Below are 16,322 nucleotides of genomic sequence, written 5' to 3'. Positions count from 1 at the left end.
CTACTTGGCCAGGGTCCGGGCCGCCTTCTTCAGGGAGGCGGCCTTGGCCTTGGCGCTCAGCCGCACCTTCTCCGCGCTCGCCAGCTTGGCCGTGCCGTTCGTCCCGTGGGCCCAGGTCAGCCAGCCCGCCAGCAGCGAGGCGTCCAGCCGCTGCCGGGACGTCTTGGACGCCTTCAGCACCCGGTACGCCGTGCCCAGCGACGACGCCTTGGTGATCTCGGGGAACACCTTGCTGGCCTTCTGCACCAGCTTCAGGTAGCAGGTCAGCGTCGCGTCGGGGATCGTGCCGCTGGAGCGGTGGATCTCCACGGCCCACTGCCGGGCCGTCAGCCGCTTGGCGGTCTTGCCCCTCGTGCAGACCGGGGCCGGGGTGGCGGCGGCGGTCGGCGTGGGGGTGATCGTCACCGTGACCGTGACGGTGGGCAGCGGGATCGGGCTGGACGACGGCGTGGGCGTGGGATCGGGGTCGCCGTCCGTCGGGTCGGGCTCGGGCGCCGGGCCGCTGCCGTCCGTGGGGTCCGGCTCGGGGCCGGGGTCGTCACCCGTCGGGACGGGGGCCGGCGTCTGGCTGACCGTCGGCTGCGGGCTCGCGCCGCCCAGCGCCGCCAGCACGTCCAGGCGCGGCGTGACCACGTCCTTGTCGTTCGCGCGGTACGCGTACGGTCTGCCGGTCGAGGTGAGCTTGGCGATCAGGTCGGGCATCGGCGTGTCCGGCGACTGCGCCTTCAGCAGCGCCAGCGCCCCGGCCACGTGCGGCGAGGCCATGGACGTGCCGCTGTGCACGGCCTTCTGGTTGTCCGGCACCGACGACTCGATGTCCACCCCGGGCGCGAACAGGTCGACCAGCTCGCCCCGGTTGGAGAAGTCGGCGATGACGTCGTTCCCGTCGTTGGCGCCGACGGCCACGGCCGACGAGACGCAGGCCGGGAACGACACACCCTCGTAGTACTCGTTGCCGGCCGCCGCCACGGTCGCGATGCCCTTGGCGAGCAGCGCGTCGACCAGCGGCTTGAAGACCTGGCCCTCCTCGCTGGTGTCGCAGGAGGTCTCGTGGAGCATGCCGCCGAGGCTGAGGTTCACCGCGGCGATGGGCGTGGACAGCTCGGCCACGTGCTCCATGGCCAGCCGCAGCGACGACTCGTACGCCAGCAGGCAGGACGGCTCGCCGCACACGCTCTCGTCGTCCACCCGGCTGAACACCTGGATCGCCACGATCTTCGCCTCCGGCGCCACCCCTTCGGCGCCCGCGGCGATGCCGGCCACGTGCGTGCCGTGCTCGCACAGGTTCACGCCGCCGGCCAGGCACCTGGCCGTGACGGCGTCGGCCGCGCCCGCGCCGACCATGCTGGTCTGGCCGTTGGGGCAGAGCGACGTGACCCCCTCGTCCACGGCGGAGAAGCACGCCTCCGCCACGACCCGGCCGCCGAACGACGGGTGGTCCAGGTCGATGCCGGTGTCCAGGACGGCCACCGCCTGCCCGGCGCCCTTGAACCCCTGCGCGTGCGCCTGGTCGGCGCCGATCAGCTGCAGGTTCGACACCTCGGACGGGGGATAGGCGCGGTCCCGGTGGACGGCGGTGACGCGCGGGTCGTCCGCCAGCGCGGCCAACTCCTCGGCCGTGCCCTCCACGACCATGAACGGCTGCGTCCGCGACCGCAGCACCACGTCCACGCTCTCCTCGGCCGCCCGGGCCGCGATCGGCTCGCGCTGGGCCGGGTCGGTCAGCTCCACGATCGCGCGTACGGTGCCCTGGTCGAGCGCGAGGCCGTCCTCCAGCTTCTCCTCGGGAGTGCTCGGCGTGGGCGCCGGCTGCGCGGACGTCTCGGGGGAGGCGGTGGGGTCGTCGGCGAAGGCCGGGACGGCGGGGGCTGCCGTGAGCAGGGCCAGCGTGGTCACCCAGGTGACCAGGGAGCGAAGTCGCACGCGTCCTCCGAGCAGGGGATGATCTCGGAGTTTAGGGTGATTTATCCGGCAGGCACAGGGCTGGAGACGGTTTCTCAGCGAACTCCGGGCGACCTCTCAGCGACGGCGAAGCGCATAGACCCACGCCGCGACGACCTCGGTCGACGGCGGAACGACGACCTCGGGCCCGTCCGGTGGCGTCGGGCCCGTCCAGTCTCCCGGACGGGCCCGTACGTGATCACAAGGTCTCGGGCCGCTCCTCGGCCCGCACGGCCTGGTCGAGCGCCGCGGCCTGCTCCTCGATCCGCGCGCTCTCGTCGAGCGCCGCGGCCTCCTCCTCGGCGGGCGACGGCTCGGCCTCCGGGGCCTCCCTCAGCAGCCACACCACGCCCAGCGGCGGCACCCGCAGCCGGGTCGAGTACGGCAGCCCGTGCCAGGAGTCCTCGGCCGCCTCCACGGCTCCCAGGTTGCCGACCCCGCTGCCCCAGTAGGCGTACGCGTCAGTGTTGATCACCTCGGCCCACTCCCCGCCGTACGGCAGGCCGAGCCGGTAGTCCTCGTGCGCCGCCCCGCTGAAGTTGGCCACGCAGGCCAGCGCGGACCCGTCAGCGGCGTACCGGACGAACGAGAAGGTGTTGCCCGAGGCGTCGTCGGCGTCGATCCAGCGGAACCCCGCGGGGTCGGTGTCGAGCTCCCACAGGGCGGGCGTCTCGCGGTAGCGCGCGTTCAGGTCGCGGACGAGCTGCTGCACGCCCTTGTGCCCGTCGAACTCCAGCACCCACCAGTCGAGCCCGCGCTCCTCCGACCACTCCGAGCCCTGGCCGAACTCGCCGCCCATGAACAGCAGTTGCTTGCCCGGATGCGCCCACATGAACGCCAGCAGCGCCCTGAGCTGGGCGAACCGCTGCCACTCGTCGCCCGGCATCTTGCCCATGAGCGAGCCCTTGCCGTGCACCACCTCGTCGTGCGACAGGGGCAGCACGTAGTTCTCGGAGTAGGCGTAGATGAGCGAGAACGTCAGCTGGTGGTGGTGGTACTGCCGGAAGACCGGCTCGTGCTGGAGGTAGGCCAGCGTGTCGTGCATCCAGCCCATGTTCCACTTGAACCCGAACCCGAGCCCGCCGAGGTGGGCCGGCCGCGACACGCCAGGCCAGGCCGTGGACTCCTCCGCCACGGTGGAGATGCCCGGAGCCTCCCGGTAAACGACGGCGTTCATCTCCTTGAGGAACTCGACGGCGTCGAGGTTCTCGCGCCCGCCGTAGATGTTGGGCGTCCACTCGCCCTCACGGCGCGAGTAGTCCAGGTACAGCATCGAGGCCACGGCGTCCACCCGCAGCCCGTCGATGTGGAACTCCTTCAGCCAGTACAGCGCGTTGGCCACCAGGAAGTTGCGCACCTCCCTGCGGCCGAAGTCGAAGACGTACGTGCCCCAGTCGGGCTGCAGGCCGCGCTTGGGGTCGGCGTGCTCGTACAGCGGGGTGCCGTCGAAGCGGGCGAGCGCCCAGTCGTCCATGGGGAAGTGCGCGGGCACCCAGTCGAGCAGCACGCCGACGCCGGCCTGGTGCAGCCGGTCCACCAGGTGGCGGAACTCGTCGGGCGTGCCGAACCTCGCCGTCGGCGCGTAGTAGGACGTCACCTGGTAGCCCCACGACCCGCCGAACGGATGCTCGGCCACCGGCAGCAGCTCCACGTGCGTGAACCCCATGTCGAGCACGTACTCGACGAGCTGGTCGGCGAGCTCCAGGTACGACAGGCCGGGCCGCCACGAGCCCAGGTGCACCTCGTAGATGCTCATCGGTCCGCGCTGCGGCTGCTCCTCGCGCCGCCGCCCCATCCACGCCTCGTCGGCCCAGGCGTACGCGGTCTGCTCGATCACCGACGCGGTCTGCGGCGGCACCTCGGTGCGGCGGGCCATCGGGTCGGCCTTGTCCCGCCACACGCCGTCGGCGCCGAGAATCTGGAACTTGTACCGCTCACCCACCCCCACGTCCGGGACGAACAGCTCCCACACCCCGGAACGGCCCAGCGAGCGCATCGGATAGGCGGTGCCGTCCCAGTGGTTGAAGTCGCCGACGACCCGGATGCCGCGCGCGTTCGGCGCCCAGACGGCGAACGCGGTGCCGTCGACGTCCTGGTGCCGCATGACGCGGGCTCCGAGGACCTCCCACAGCCGCTCGTGCCGTCCCTCCCCGATCAGGTGCAGGTCGACCTCGCCGAGCGTGGGCCAGTGACGGTACGGGTCGCGGACCTCGTGCGGCTCGCCGCCGGGGTACTGGACGCTCAACGTGTACGCGGGCACCTTGTCGAGCCCGGACACCGTGCCCTCGAACACGCCATGTGCCTGGTGTTTCAGCTCGTGAGCCGTCCCGTCCTCCAGCACCACCCGCACCCGCTCGGCCAGCGGGCGCAGGGTGCGGAACGTCACACCACCCGCCACGGGGTGCGCCCCCAGTATCGAGTGGGGATCGTGGTGCGCCCCACCCGCGAGGCGGTCGAGCTCTGTCCTCATCGGCATGCTCCCAACCCTGCCCTACGACGACCGTCCATCCCAGCCACTGCCCGCTTTCACGGCGACAATCACCGAAAGTTGGGAATACCTGGTCTATGTCCGGGCACCGGCCGTTCGAGGGGCCGGGTCAGGGAGTCGGGTTCTTGGCCGTGACGTCGCGCGGGGTGACGCGGAAGCCCTGCCAGTGCACGGGCATCGGGTCGGCGTCCTCGTCGCGGGCCACATGGTGGAAGTCGACGTTCACCCAGACCACCGGGTCCGTCAGCCGCTCACCGTCGGCGTAGCGGTCGACGGAGTCACGGCAGCGCGGCAGCGGGTTCTGGGTGGCCAGGCGCTCGCACGCGTGGTACTGCGTGACGTACAGGTCGGCCCGGGTGAACGCCTCGTCGGCCGGGCCGCGGTACTCGGAGCTGTCGGGGTTGTCGATCTGCCAGGACACGGGGTGCCGGTCGGCGTTGAGCGCCTTGGGGTCGAGGACGCGCCACCAGCGCATGGGCGCGTTGACGGCACTGGTCTCGTGGGTGAAGCGGGTGCGGACCATGAAGCGCCGCTTCGTCCCGGTGCCCGTGAAGTCGTACTGCTCCACGGCGTCGCGGGCGCCGCCGTGGACGTCGAAGTCCAGCCGCCAGAACACGTTGTGGCTGTGGGACTCCTCGAAGTGCCGCCGCCCGACGCCGATCGGCCAGCCGTGCCCCGGCGTGGTGACCGTGCCGGCCAGCGACCCCGTGGCGCCGAGGCGCGGGGTGATGGAGCCGTCGTCGCCGAACACCCACTCCGCGACGTACGCGTACCAGCCCACCTGGTAGGCCGACAGCACCACCAGCTCCTGCCCCTGCCGTGACCTGCGGAGCTCCTCGTCGCCGAAGCCGTCCTTGAGCAGGGCGTGGCCGCGCGCCCTGGTGGTGACGCACACCTTCGTGCCGCGCCGCTCCCCGCCCGGACAGTCGGCCGCGCTCAGCGCGATGGCGGACTCGCCGAGCGAGCCCAGGTCGTGGTAGCGCGGCTCGCCGCTGTCGTACGGCACGTGGATCTGCGCGAGCGCCGCGCTGCGTAGCACGTTCTGCGGACCGTTGCCCTTGGGGACGTAGACGACGTGGTTCAGGGTCAGGCCCTCGATCGTGCGCATCTCCCAGCACATCCGCCAGCGCGCGCCGTTCGGCAGCGTCTGGTCGATGAGGTACGGCGAGCCGCACGCGGCCCCGGCCGCGCCTTCGGGCGCCGAGGCCACGACGGGACCTTGTGCCGAGGCCAGGACGGCGCGCGGGGCCGGGGCGGCGTGGGCCGCGGCGATGACGAAGGCCGCGAGGGCGATACGGAGGAACACCTCACCACTCCAGGATCTGAACCTTCTTGGCGGACAGGTCGGCGACGACACGGCTGGTGTCCAGGAACGTGCCGTCCGGCAGCCGTACGAACAGCCGCACGCACCGGTGCGTGGCGCAGGCTCCGCGCCGCGCCGTGTAGATCAGACCCCGGAGCCACAGATCGGCCGTGGAGACGAGCGGCTTGCCGGCGGCCCGCCGGTAGGCGGTCCTGACGCCCTCGCCGAGGCGCGGGTGCGCGAGCAGCAGCTCGGCGGCGCGCGTCTCCTCACGGTGGGACGGGGGAGGCTGGGTGCCGGTGCCGGAGACCTCGCGCACCACCTTGCCCTCGCCGAGATCCACGGTGCGGACGGTCAGCGTGTCGGTGCCGTAGTCGTAGACGTAGGCCTCGGCCCGCCGGGCGCCCTCGCTGGCCTTGCCGTCGTCGCGCTCCACGTAGAGCAGCTCGGCCCGGCCGGCGGCGAAGTGGGCCCGCGGGCCGGCGGAGGTGGCGATGTCGCCCGCCCGCTGGATCTCCGCGTCGGACAGGGGATCGCCGGGCGCCGGGGAGACCGCCGCCGGCAGCGCCGCCCGCGCGGTGAGCGGCGCGCCGTCGCCGGGGAGCAGCACGACGGCGGCGGTCATCACCGCTACGACCCCTGCTGAGACCGCGAGCACAGTCACGCCGCGCATGCCGGCTCCTTTACTCTTCGTTTGCGAGCACCTGCGAAGAGTAATCGTCCGGGGCGCGGCCCGCGGCGGAACGGCGAGATTGCCCGGCGATTCCGGCCCCCGGGCGCGGAGCGGGGCCGCAGGCGGGGGGACGGACGTGGCGGTGTGACGGACGTGGCGGGGCCGGCGGGCAGCGGGCAGACGGGCAGGCGTCAGACGGGCTGGGGGAGCAGGGCGTCCAGCGGGGCGTGGGTGCCGCGGGACAGGGCCGCGGCGAGGGCGCCGTCGCCGAGGGCGGCGCGGGCGGCTGCCGTGATCCGGTCCACGTCGCCGCGCTCGCCGGGCGGCAGCGGCGCCCCCGCGGACTCGCGCAGCGCCGCGGCCTTGCCGAGCAGCCGCGCCGCCTCCTCGTGCTCCCCGGTGAGTACGCGGCTGCCCGCCAGTCCCTCCAGGGCGAGCGCGGTGGCGCGGGGGTCGCCGACGTACCGTGCCACCGCGAGCGCCCCGAGGTGCAGGTCCTGGGCGGCGGCCGCGTCGCCGCGCAGCTCCGCGACGAATCCGAGCTCGGACAGGATCAGCGCCTCGCCGGGCGCGCCCGACACCTCGCGCACCCAGCCGATCCACTTGCGCAGCAGCCGCTCCGCCTCGTCCAGCCGGCCCTGCCTGCGGGCGCCCAGCGCCAGGCCGACCTCCGCGAACTCCTCGGCGGGCCGGTTGGACTGCGCCACGGCCAGCGCCCTGGCCCGCCCGTGGAGGTCCTCGGCCTGGGCGTGGTCGCCGGTCAGCATGGCGATCCGGCCGAGCCGCGACAGGGCGTCGCAGGCCGCCCCCCACAGGCCCAGCTCCTCGGCCATCCGCAGCCCGTCGCGCCGCAGCTCGGCGGCCTGCTCGTAGTCGCCGGTGATCTCGGCCAGGGTGCCGAGGTTCTCCGCGGCCCGCATCTCGCCCCACCTGTCGCCGGCCTCGCGGAAGAGCGCCAGGCCGCGCTCGCCGTCGTGCCGGAGCGTCGCGAGGTCGCCCCGCATGCCCGCCCATCTGGCCCGGATGCTCAGCGCGGCGGCCGTGCCCCACCCGTCGCTCAGGGCCTCGAAGCCGGCCAGCGCCGACTCGATCAGCCCCATGCTGACGGACAGGTCGTCGAAGCCGAACAGCGCGAACCCGGCGAACCACCGCGCCATGGCCCGCTCCGCCGGGTCGGTGACCGCCTCGAACAGGCCGGCGTCCACCGTGCGGGGCCGCCCGGCCAGCGCCTCCAGCCCGTCCAGCCAGAGCCGCGCCCGCGCCCCACCGGAGTCCAGCGGCCCAGGAGCGGACGGCCCAGGAGCGGACGGCGCGGGGCCGGACGGCGTCGGGGCGGACGCGGGCACGGACAGCGCCGTCTCCAGGGCTCGGCGGCCCTCGCCCAGCCTGCCGCGCAGTACCCAGTACCAGGCCATCGCGTTCACCAGCCGGATCGCCTCGCCGGCCGCGCCGAGCCGTACGCAGTGGTCGATGGCGGCGCGGACGTTGGCGCTCTCGGCGTCGAGCAGCGTGAGGACGCGGCGCTGCTCGTGCCCGCGCAGGTACGGCTCGGCGCGCTCGGCCAGCTCGGCGTAGTGGCGGGCGTGCCGGAGCCGGACGGCGTCCAGCTCACCGGCCTCGCCCAGCCGGTCCAGGCAGTAGGCGGCCACCGACTCCAGCAGCCGGTACCTGCCGTCCGCCGATCGCACCACCAGCGACCGGTCCACCAGGCGGGCCAGCGGGCCGAGCACGTCCAGGCCGGGCTCCCCGCAGACCGCCTCGGCCGACTCCAGCGTGCAGCCGCCGGTGTGGACGGCGAGCCGGCGCAGTACCACCCGCTCCTGCTCGCCGAGCAGCTCCCAACTCCAGTCGATCATGGCGCGGAGCGTCCGCTGCCGGGCCGGGCCGCCGCGCAGGCCGGGGGCGAGCACCCGGAACCGGTCGTCGAGGCGGTCGGCGAGCTGGCGGGGCGTGAGAGCCCGCAGCCGGGTGGCGGCCAGCTCCAGGGCCAGCGGGATGCCGTCGAGCCGCTCGCAGATCTCGACGAGCGCGCCGCGTCCGGGCTCCTCGGCCCCGGGCGGGAGGCCCGCCCGGGACGTCAGCAGCTCGACGGCGGCCTCCACGCTCAACGGGGGGACGCTCCACAGCGCCTCGCCGGAGACGCGCAGGGACTCCTGGCTGGTGGCGAGGACCCGCAGCCCGGGGGCGGCGCCCAGCAGGCGCCCGGTCAGCTCGGCGACCTCCTCGACCACGTGCTCGCAGTTGTCCAGCACGAGCAGCGTCTCACCGGTCCCCGGCGCCGCCAGCCGGTCCGTGAGCCGATCCGCCAGCGACCCCGGCATGTCGTCCCGCAGTCCCAGCGTCGCGGCCACCGCCTCGGCCACCCCACCGGACCGCGCCGCCACCCCACCGGACCCTGCTGCCATCCCACCGGTCGCCGCCATCCCGCCGGGCGCGGATGTGGCCGCACCGCCGGGCGCGGACGCGGCCAGCTCGACCAGCCACACGCCGCCCGGGAACGTACGGCCCGGGTGCGCGGCCACCTCCAGCGCCAGTCGCGTCTTGCCGACGCCGCCCGGTCCGGTGAGGGTGACCAGCCGGTGCGCGTCCAGCAGGGCACGCACCTCGGCCACCGCCCCGTCCCGGCCGACCAGCGGGGTCAGCGCGGCCGGCAGGTTCGCGGGAGCCGGGAACGGGGCCGGGGAGGGGGCGAGGGAAGAAGGGGGTGAGGGCCGGGGAGGGGGCTCCAGGGCTGGGTCGCGCTCCAGGATGGCCTGGTGCAGCGTCACCAGCTCCGGCCCGGGGTCGATGCCCAGCTCGTCCGCGAGCCGGGTACGCAGGTCGGCGTAGCCGGCCAGCGCCTCGCCCTGCCGCCCGGCCCCGTACAGGGCGCGCACCTGGGCGGCCCGCAGGCGCTCGCGCAGCGGGTGCTCGGCGACCAGGCCCGCGAGGTCGGCCGCCAGGGGGCCGTGCTCGCCCAGCGCGAGCCGTGTCTCGGCCAGCTCCTCCAGCGCCACCAGCCGCTGCTCCTCCAGCCGGGCGGCCTCGGCGCGGGCGAACTCCTCGTCGCCGTGGCCGGCGTACGCGGGGCCGCGCCAGAGCGCCAGCGCCTCGGTCAGCAGGGCCCGGCGCTCCGGGAGGCCGCCGCCGCGCCGGGCGCGGTCCAGGAGGGCCTCGAACCGGTCGGCGTCCACGTCGAGCGCTCCGCCGGTTCGCAGCACGTAGCCACGTCCCTGGTGCACGATCAGGTCACGGTCGCCGAGGACGCGGCGCAGCTGCGACACCTTGACGCGCAGCGCGGCCGGCGCGCCGGCGGGAGGGCGGTCGCCCCACAGGTCGAGGATGAGCCGGTCGGTGGAGACGGGAGTGCCCCGGTGCGCCAGCAGGTCGGCCAGGAGCGTGCGGACCTTCAGCTCCGGCACCTGGACGGGCTCGCCGCCGGGCGCCCACACCGCCAGAGGGCCCAACACCCCGAACCTCATCAGCCCCCCATAACGCTCTCCGAACCGCACCATAACGCCGGTCCGGCACCGTGGATTCCCGTCGTCCCCACAACCTAAGGAATCCTGAAATGTCGGAGAATATTGCGGTTCTTGGCCTCGGCCTCATGGGCACCGCCCTGGCCGAGACCCTGCTCGCCGCCGGCCACCGCGTCACCGTCTGGAACCGCTCGGCCGCCAAGGCCGGCCCCTTGACCGCCAAGGGTGCCACCGGTGCCGCCACCGCCGCCGAGGCCGTCGCGTCCGCCTCGCTGGTGATCGTCTGCGTGCTCGACTACCAGGCCGCCCGGGAGATCCTCGACGGCGCCGACCTGGCGGGCCGTACGGTGCTGAACCTCACCAACGGCCGCCCCGCCGAGGCCCGTGACACCAGCCGCTGGGTGGCGGAGCTTGGCGGCGAGTACCTGGACGGCGGCATCATGGCCGTCCCGCAGATGATCGGAGGGCCGGGCGCGCTGATCCTCTACAGCGGCTCCCCGGCCGCCTTCGACCGGTACGAGGACGCGCTCAAGCCGCTGGCCGAGCCCCGTTACCTGGGTGAGGACCCGGGCCTCGCGCCGCTGTACGACCTGGCCATGCTCACCGGCATGTACGGCCAGATCGCCGGGTTCCTGGAGGCGGCGGCGCTGATCGCGTCCGAGAAGCGGCCGGTGCGGGAGTTCACCGAGATGCTGCTCGTGCCGTGGCTGCACGCGATGGCCTCGGCCCAGCCGCGCGGGGCCGAGGAGATCGAGAGCGGCGACTACGCGACCGAGGTCTCCAACCTGGAGGTCAACCGGGTGGGCGTGGCCAATCTGGTGATCGCCTTCGAGGAGCAGGGGGTCCGCCCGGACCTGCTGCTGCCGATGAAGGAGCTCATCGACCGGCGGGTGGCGCGCGGCCACGGCGCCGAGGGCCTGTCCGGGCTCATCGAAGAACTGCGCTGACGCGCCACAGGGCGAAGCGCCACACGAAGCCTGACGCGTCAGAGGCCGGTGCGGCGGAAGGCGGCCAGCGGGATGCCGATCCACGCGGGCCGGTTGCGGGCCTCGTAGCCGACCTCGTAGACCGCCTTGGCCATCTCGAAGGCCCGCAGCAGCGCCGCGTCGCCGGCCGAGATGGTCCCGCCGCCGTCGGTGTAGCCGTCGAGGAAGGCGGTCCGGTTACGGGCGGCCCACTCCTCGGCCTTCGGCTCCAGCGACGCGGCGTCGGGCCGCCCGGCCAGCAGGTGCCTAGCCGCGTAGTCGAACGAGCGGAGCATCCCCGCCACGTCCCGCAGCGGTGACGACAGCGCCGTGCGCTCGGCCAGCGGCTGCCCTGGCTCGCCCTCGAAGTCCAGCACCACCCAGTCGGTGTTGGTGCGCATCACCTGGCCCAGGTGGTAGTCGCCGTGGACCCGCTGCACGGGCACCTCGGTGGTCAGCTCCTGGACCCGGTGGTAGACGGCCTCGATCGCGCCGACGTGCTCGCGCAGCTCCGGCACCTCCGCCACGGCCCGGCCGAGCCGCTGCCTGAAGCCCTCGGACATCCGCTTGACCTCGTGCGTCTCGATGACGTCGGTGGGGAACGCCTCGGCCAGCTCGTGGTGGACGCGCGCGGTGGCCGCGCCGAGCCGGAAGGACTCGCCGGCGAAGTCGCCGCCCGCGTCGGCCGCGCTGACGCCGGACACGGTGGCGTAGAAGTCGCGGACGCTGGCGAGCGCGAGGTCCCAGCCGTCGTTGGAGTTCGACAGGAACTCCTGCATGAACGCCAGCGTCGTCGGGACCCCGTCGAGGTCGGTCTCCACCCATCCGTACGGCTGGGCGATGTGCGGCGCGTGGCGCTCGGCGAGCGCGGTGACGATCTCCAGCTCGGGGTTGATCCCGGGGACGAGCCGGCGGAACAGCTTGCAGATGTACGCGTCGCCGAACACCAGCGAGGTGTTGGACTGCTCGGCGCCCAGCACGAGGCTGCGCAGGGAGGTGTCGATCTCCAGGTCCGGCAGGTGGCGGAAGCGCACCGTCTCCCAGTCGCAGTCGCGTCCCATGCAGTCGAGCAGCCACGGGGTGAGCTCGTGGTCGTGGACGGCGTCGTAGGCGTACCAGTCGGAGTGGGAGGGCCCCTCTTGGAAGGTGTACGGGCCGTAGTTGCCGATCAGCGCGTGCGAGAGCCGTTCGGGCAGGTCGGAGCGCATGCCGAGGAGCAGCTGGTAGCGGTCGCGCGTGCCTTCCTGCCACACCGACACGATCAGGTGACGTAGGCCGGGGTCACCGGACTCGATCGTGGCGTCGGAGTCGATCGACACTCTGTCGATCGGGCGCCCCTTGCCGCCGAACCATCGTTGACGACCGATCCATGCGGCAAGGAGCTGCTCAAGCACGTCCTATTCCTCCTGGGTGGCTGCCGGCGGGAGGGTGAACCAGTAGAACCCATGCCCCGGAAGCGTCAAAAGATACGGAAGCTCGCCAATTGGTGGGAATGGGACCCCGCCCATCGTCTCGACAGGCGAGACGCCGACGAATCTCCGCAGGTCCAGCTCCACCGGCTGGGGGAAGCGGGACAGGTTGTTGACGCACAGCATCCGGTCGTCGCCCAGCTCGCGGACGAACGCCAGAACGCTCGGGTTGGAGGAGTTGAGCTCGATGAACTCGCCGAGCCCGAACACCGGGTGGCGCTTGCGGATCTCGATCATGCGCCGGGTCCAGTGCAGCAGCGAGCCGCCGTTCTTCTGCTGCGCCTCGACGTTGAGACCCTGGTAGCCGTAGATCGGGTCCATGATCACCGGCAGGTAGAGCCGCCCCGGGTCGCAGTCGGAGAACCCGGCGTTGCGGTCCGGGTCCCACTGCATGGGGGTGCGCACGCCGTCGCGGTCGCCCAGCCAGATGTTGTCGCCCATGCCGATCTCGTCGCCGTAGTAGAGCACCGGCGAGCCGGGCAGCGACAGGAGCAGCGCGGTGAACAGCTCGATCTGGTTGCGGTCGTTCTCCAGCAGCGGCGCCAGGCGCCGGCGGATGCCGACGTTGGCGCGCATGCGCGGGTCCTTGGCGTACTCGGAGTACATGTAGTCGCGCTCCTCGTCCGTGACCATCTCGAGCGTCAGCTCGTCGTGGTTGCGGAGGAAGATGCCCCACTGGCAGTTCTCGGGGATCTTGGGGGTCTGGGCCAGGATCTCGGAGATGGGGTAGCGCGACTCCCGGCGCACGGCCATGAAGATGCGCGGCATCAGCGGGAAGTGGAACGCCATGTGGCACTCGTCGCCGCCGCCGACCGGATCGCCGAAGTAGTCCACGACGTCCGAGGGCCACTGGTTGGCCTCGGCCAGCAGGACGCTGTCGGGGTAGAGGCGGTCAACCTCGGCCCGGACGCGCTTGAGGTACTCGTGGGTCCGGGGGAGGTTCTCGCAGTTGGTGCCCTCCTCCTCGAACAGGTAGGGGACCGCGTCCAGCCGGAACCCGTCGATGCCGAGGTCGAGCCAGAAGCGCAGGACCTCCAGCATCGCGTCCTGCACGGCCGGGTTCTCGTAGTTCAGGTCGGGCTGGTGGTGGAAGAACCGGTGCCAGTAGTACTGGCCGCGCACCGGGTCGTAGGTCCAGTTGGAGGTCTCGGTGTCGATGAAGATGATCCGCGCGTCGGAGTAGCCGGAGTCGTCGTCGGCCCAGACGTAGAAGTCGCCGAACGGACCCTCCGGGTCGTGCCGGGACGCCTGGAACCACGGGTGGGCGTCGCTGGTGTGGTTCATGACCAGGTCGGCGATGACACGCATGCCGCGCTTGTGGGCCTCGTCGACCAGCTTCACGAAGTCCCCCAGATCGCCGAACTCCGGGAGGATCTTCATGAAGTCGGCGATGTCATACCCGCCGTCACGCAGCGGCGACTCGTACAGCGGCAGCAGCCACAGGCAGTCGACGCCGAGCCACTGGAGATAGTCGAGCTTGCTGATCAGGCCCTTGATGTCGCCCGTGCCGTCTCCGTTGGAGTCGGAGAAGCCTCGGATCAGGACCTCGTAGAAGACCGCGCGCTTGTACCAGTACGGGTCGCGAGGCTTTTCCTCGTCGTAGGGGTTGGGTATGGGTGTGGAGCTCATGAGCCCTCCCTTGGAGGGTTCATGAGGGAGGCGCTGACACACACGTTGAAGACTCCCCGCTGAATTCTGGTCTACCGTGGCGCGGCTCGAACGGTGAAGATGTGGGCAGGACGGATATGGGGATCGAGGCGGACATAATTCCTCTGTCGCCAACGATACGACTCGCCGGACAGTTCGTCGTCCACCACGAACTCCGCGTTCCAGTCGAGGCCGAGCGCGGGCATGTCGAGCTCGACCGTCGCCTCGTGGGTGTGGTGCGGATCGAGGTTGACGACGGCCAGGACGACGTCGCCCAGCCCGTGCCTTCGTGTGGCGGGGTCGTAGGCGCCCGGGAGCCGCTTGGAGAAGCAGACGGTGTCCGGCTGGTCGACCCGATGGAACCGTAGGTTACGCAATTCCTGCAGAGCCGGATGGGCTCTTCGGAACAAATTAAGATGCGTGATCAGCGGGGCGAGAGTACGACCTTCGCGCTCCGCCGCATCCCAATCGCGAGGTCTGTACTGATATTTCTCGCTATTGAGATATTCTTCGCTTCCCGGGCGAACTGGACTATTTTCTCCGAGCTCGTACCCGGAATACACGCCCCAGGTCGGCGAGGTCAGCGCGGCCAGCACGGCCCGGATCCTGAAGGCGGGAAGCCCTCCGTGCTGGAGGTACTCGTGCAGGATGTCCGGCGTGTTGACGAACAGGTTCGGCCGCAGGAAGTACGACGTGTCCTGGGCCAGCTCCGACAGGTAGGACTCCACGTCCGGCTTGGAGTTCTTCCACGTGAAGTACGTGTACGACTGGTGGAAGCCCACCTTGGCCAGCGTCTGGAGCATCGCCGGCCGGGTGAACGCCTCGGCCAGGAACAGCACGTCCGGGTCGGTCTGGTGGATGTCGGCCAGCAGCCGCTCCCAGAAGCCCACCGGCTTGGTGTGCGGGTTGTCCACCCGGAAGATCCGCACGCCGTGGTTCATCCAGTGCCGGACCACCCGATTGACCTCGGCGAAGATGCCCTCGGGGTCCTTGTCGAAGTTGATCGGGTAGATGTCCTGGTACTTCTTCGGCGGGTTCTCGGCGTACGCGATCGTGCCGTCGGCGCGGACCGTGAACCACTCCGGATGCTCCTTGACCCACGGGTGGTCGGGGGAGCACTGGAGCGCCAGGTCGAGCGCCACCTCCATGCCGAGCTCGCGGGTGCGGGCGACGAACGCGTCGAAGTCCTCCAGCGTGCCGAGGTCCGGGTGGACCGCGTCGTGCCCGCCCTCCTCCGAGCCGATCGCCCACGGCGAGCCCGGCTCGTCGGGCTCCGGGCTGAGCGAGTTGTTGCGCCCCTTGCGGAACGTCCGGCCGATCGGGTGGATCGGCGGCAGGTAGACGACGTCGAAGCCCATCTTGGCGACGGCCGGCAGCCGCTTGGCCGCCGTCAGGAAGGTCCCGGACCGGCTGACGCCGGACTCGTCGGCGACCGCGCCCTCCGACCGCGGGAAGAACTCGTACCACGAGCCGTACAGGGCTCTGCGCCGATCGACCCTGATCTTCCTCGGCCGTGACCGGGTGACCATGTCGCGCAGCGGGTGCGCCTCCAGCAGCGCCGCCGTCTCGGGGAGCTGGGCGATCGCCAACCGGGCCCGCGGGTCCAGCTCGTCGTCGCGCAGCGTGGAGGCGACGGCGAGCAGCGCCGCCCGGTGCCCGCACGCGCTCACGCCCGTCCCCTTCTCCCGGGACGCCTCCTTGAGTGATCCCTGCCTGGCCGCCGCGCGCGCGGCGGCTCTGGCCGGGTCGGCCGGGATGTGCCCGTTCCTGGCCTGCGGCGCCGTGCGCCCGCCGGCAACCGGACAGTCGGCCTGCCGCACGCCGCGGGCGGCCCGTTCGAACAGCCGGGCGCCCTCCTCGCACATCAGATCGGCGTCCAGGCCGCGCGGGATCTTGATGTCCGCGTCGTGCAGCCACGTCGCGATGGGGTCGCTCCACGCCTCCAGGCGGAAGAGCCACTCGCCCTCGGTGGGCAGACTCACCTCGACCCCCCACCGGTCGGTGCCGGGGGCCAGCTCGTGCATCGGTCTCAGGCGGTCACGCTGCCCGTCGGGCGCGGTGAACACCACGCCCGCGGCCACGGCATCGTGACCTTCTCGGAACACGGTCGCCGAGACCTGGAAGGTCTCGCCGGCGACCGCCTTGGCGGGCCACTGCCCGCAGTCGACGACGGGGTGGATGTCCGTGATGGGAATTCTTCCGATCATCGCGCATTTCGAGGTTGCGACGGCACACTCGGTACCGCCGGAGGCTTCCGTGGCAAGAACGATCCTTGCATGTAAATTGTGGGCAGCAGCGGATAGACCTCCCGTGTCCCCGGGAGAACTGACAATGGTGGAAGTTGCCCCAATCGTCGCGCTTCATGCTTCTTCCCGGAA

Annotated in this window: 9 protein-coding genes; 1 reads left to right on the top strand and 8 read right to left on the bottom strand. The window is 72.1% G+C overall.

Annotated elements, in window-relative coordinates:
• From ACIBG4_RS13375 to ACIBG4_RS13355, 5 genes are all read right to left on the bottom strand, one after another.
• Nucleotides 1–1,923 (bottom strand): S8 family peptidase, encoded by a 1,923-nt coding sequence (locus tag ACIBG4_RS13375; RefSeq protein ID WP_397202028.1) that lies wholly within the window; start codon nt 1,921–1,923, stop codon nt 1–3.
• A gap of 217 nt (nt 1,924–2,140) precedes the next feature.
• Nucleotides 2,141–4,411, bottom strand: a complete 2,271-nt coding sequence (glgB, locus tag ACIBG4_RS13370) for a 1,4-alpha-glucan branching protein GlgB (protein WP_397202027.1) — start codon at nt 4,409–4,411, stop codon at nt 2,141–2,143.
• 127 nt (nt 4,412–4,538) lie between these two features.
• Nucleotides 4,539–5,735, bottom strand: coding sequence for a copper amine oxidase (locus ACIBG4_RS13365; RefSeq protein ID WP_397202026.1), 1,197 nt, complete (start codon nt 5,733–5,735; stop codon nt 4,539–4,541).
• A gap of 1 nt (nt 5,736) precedes the next feature.
• The gene (locus tag ACIBG4_RS13360; RefSeq protein WP_397202025.1) at nt 5,737–6,405 is read right to left on the bottom strand and encodes a hypothetical protein; all 669 of its coding nucleotides are present in this window, start codon (nt 6,403–6,405) and stop codon (nt 5,737–5,739) included.
• 191 nt (nt 6,406–6,596) lie between these two features.
• On the bottom strand, nt 6,597–9,854 hold the full coding sequence (locus ACIBG4_RS13355) for a BTAD domain-containing putative transcriptional regulator (protein ID WP_397202024.1): 3,258 nt from the start codon (nt 9,852–9,854) through the stop codon (nt 6,597–6,599).
• A 101-nt stretch (nt 9,855–9,955) separates the two neighbouring features.
• Here ACIBG4_RS13355 and ACIBG4_RS13350 point away from each other — a divergent pair, with 101 nt between their 5' ends.
• Nucleotides 9,956–10,810: an NAD(P)-dependent oxidoreductase gene (locus tag ACIBG4_RS13350; RefSeq protein ID WP_397202023.1), complete on the top strand. Its 855-nt coding sequence runs from the start codon at nt 9,956–9,958 to the stop codon at nt 10,808–10,810.
• A gap of 38 nt (nt 10,811–10,848) precedes the next feature.
• Here the strand turns inward: ACIBG4_RS13350 and ACIBG4_RS13345 are convergent, their stop codons facing one another.
• From ACIBG4_RS13345 to ACIBG4_RS13335, 3 genes are all read right to left on the bottom strand, one after another.
• Nucleotides 10,849–12,222 (bottom strand): phosphotransferase, encoded by a 1,374-nt coding sequence (locus ACIBG4_RS13345; protein ID WP_397202022.1) that lies wholly within the window; start codon nt 12,220–12,222, stop codon nt 10,849–10,851.
• A 3-nt stretch (nt 12,223–12,225) separates the two neighbouring features.
• On the bottom strand, nt 12,226–13,926 hold the full coding sequence (gene treS / locus ACIBG4_RS13340; RefSeq protein WP_397202021.1) for a maltose alpha-D-glucosyltransferase: 1,701 nt from the start codon (nt 13,924–13,926) through the stop codon (nt 12,226–12,228).
• Between the two features lie 71 nt (nt 13,927–13,997).
• Nucleotides 13,998–16,151, bottom strand: coding sequence for an alpha-1,4-glucan--maltose-1-phosphate maltosyltransferase (locus ACIBG4_RS13335; protein ID WP_397202020.1), 2,154 nt, complete (start codon nt 16,149–16,151; stop codon nt 13,998–14,000).
• Between the last annotated feature and the right edge of the window lie 171 nt (nt 16,152–16,322).

It is taken from the genome of Nonomuraea sp. NPDC050383 (assembly GCF_044459125.1).
In the GTDB taxonomy this organism is placed as follows: Bacteria; Actinomycetota; Actinomycetes; order Streptosporangiales; family Streptosporangiaceae; genus Nonomuraea.
Note: the sequence above shows the minus strand (reverse complement) of the source record. Positions and strands in the feature narration are given on the sequence as shown.